General features: G+C 69.5%; 1 protein-coding gene. It reads right to left on the bottom strand.

Translation table 11 applies throughout. The features are described 5' to 3' along the window. Positions 1-2,010, bottom strand: a 2,010-nt coding sequence (locus WAW85_RS01140; protein ID WP_422557829.1) for a condensation domain-containing protein, incomplete at both ends; no start/stop codon positions are given.

The raw sequence follows: 2,010 nt of genomic DNA, 5'->3' as shown, positions 1-2,010 counted from the left end.
CCCCTGCGCCCGCGCAATCACCATCGTCTGCCCCGCCACCAACGGCCAGAACAACTCCAGCACCGATGCATCGAAGGTGTGCGGGGTCTTCAGCAACAACCGCTCCCGCCCGGACCCCGACCGCGGCACCAGTTCGTCGAACCAGGCCACGAAATTACGCACCGCGCGATGCGAGACGGTCACGCCCTTCGGCAGGCCCGTCGACCCCGACGTAAACAGGGTGTACGCCGCATCATCCAGCCGCAGAGGCGCCGACCGTTCGTGCGCAGAGAACGCCGCCACCCCCACCGGAATCGGCGCCCGCGAATCCACCACCAACACACCCGCCCGAGCGATCCGCGCCACAAAATCCGGCACCGCATCACCCGCCCGCACCAACACCGGACCCACACCCGCCATCCGCGCCATATACACGGCACGGTCAGCCGGCGTCACCGGATCGATCGGCACATACTGACCACCCGCCGCCAGCACCGCATGAACCGCCAGCACCAACTCGACACTGCGGTCCATCACCACACCCACCGCAACCCCAGGCCCCACACCCGCGGCAACCAGATCACGCGCCAACTCACCGACCCGCAGACCGAACTCCCGATACGACACCTCCCGCCCATCAGCGACCAACGCCACAGCAGCCGGCTCCGCCGCCACCGCGGCAGCCACCGCATCCGTGATCGTCTCGGCCGGCACCGGCACCGCCGGGCCGGCGGATTCCGCCAGGACGCGGCGACGATCGGTGTCGTCGAGAACAGCCAGATCGCCGACCGGGACGTGCGGCGACGACACCGCCGCATCCAGAACACGCACGAATCGTTCGCCGAGTGCCTCGATCGTCGGCTGATCGAACAGTGCGGTCGCATAGGTCAGCTGTCCGGACCAGCCGCCGATGCCGTCTCCCGTCGCCAGTGCGAGGTTCAGATCCATCTGCGCGACGATGTCGTCGGCGTCGACCGGACTGATCTGCAATCCGGCCGCGCCGATGTCCGTCGCGGCGGCGGCGAGCGGGTCGACGGACAGGATGATCTGCACGATGGGCGAGAACGCCTCCGACCGCACCGGATTGAGCGCATCCACGATCGACTCGAACGGGATGTCCGCATGCTCGAACGCCGCCAGATCGACATCCCTGACCTCACCGAGCAACGACCCGAACGACGCCCCCGAGTCCACCCGCGTCCGCAGCGCCAGGGTGTTCACGAACATCCCCACCAGGCCGTCCAGCTCCCGCTGTCCACGGCCGGCGATCGGCGTTCCCACCACGATGTCGCCGGAACCAGACAACCGCGACAGCAGCACGGCGAACGCCGCGTGCAGCACCATGAACCGCGTGACCCCGAAGCGCGACGCGACCGCATCGACACGGTCCGCGATCACCGGCGGGATGTCGAAGGGCACCGCGGCTCCCCGGCTCGCGAACACCGGCGGGCGCGGGCGATCGGTCGGGAGTGCGTGCACGTCCGGCACACCGGCCAGCCGATCAGTCCAGAACTCGAGCTGACGCCCCAGCACCGACCCGGCGTCCTCCGGCGAACCCAGCACCTCCCGCTGCCAGATCGCGAAGTCCGCGAACTGCACCGGCAACGGTGCGAACGCGGGTGCCTCGCCCGCCACCCGGGCGGCATAGGCGACCATCAGGTCCGCGGCGAACGGCCCCGATGACTGCCCGTCGAAGGCGATATGGTGCGCGACCATGCCGAACACGGCCTCGTCCTGTCCCGTCCGCGTCAGCCGCACCCGGATCGGCAGCTGCGACGAGACGTCGAACCCCCGGGCCAGATCGCCCATGAGTTCGGCGGGATCGGGCACCTCGGCCCAGTCCAGTGCATCGGCGACGTCCGTAACCGGCTGCACCGACTGGCTGGGGACACCGTCGATCGACGGGAACACCGTGCGCAGCACCTCGTGCCGGGCCACGACGTCGACGACCGCCGAACGCAGCGCCGCCGCATTCAGCTCACCGGCCAGCCGCACCACGAAGGGGATGTTGTACCCGGCGGATTCCGGATC

It is taken from the genome of Gordonia sp. (in: high G+C Gram-positive bacteria) (genome assembly GCF_049299075.1).
Lineage (GTDB): Bacteria > Actinomycetota > Actinomycetes > Mycobacteriales > Mycobacteriaceae > Gordonia.
Note: the sequence above shows the minus strand (reverse complement) of the source record. Positions and strands in the feature narration are given on the sequence as shown.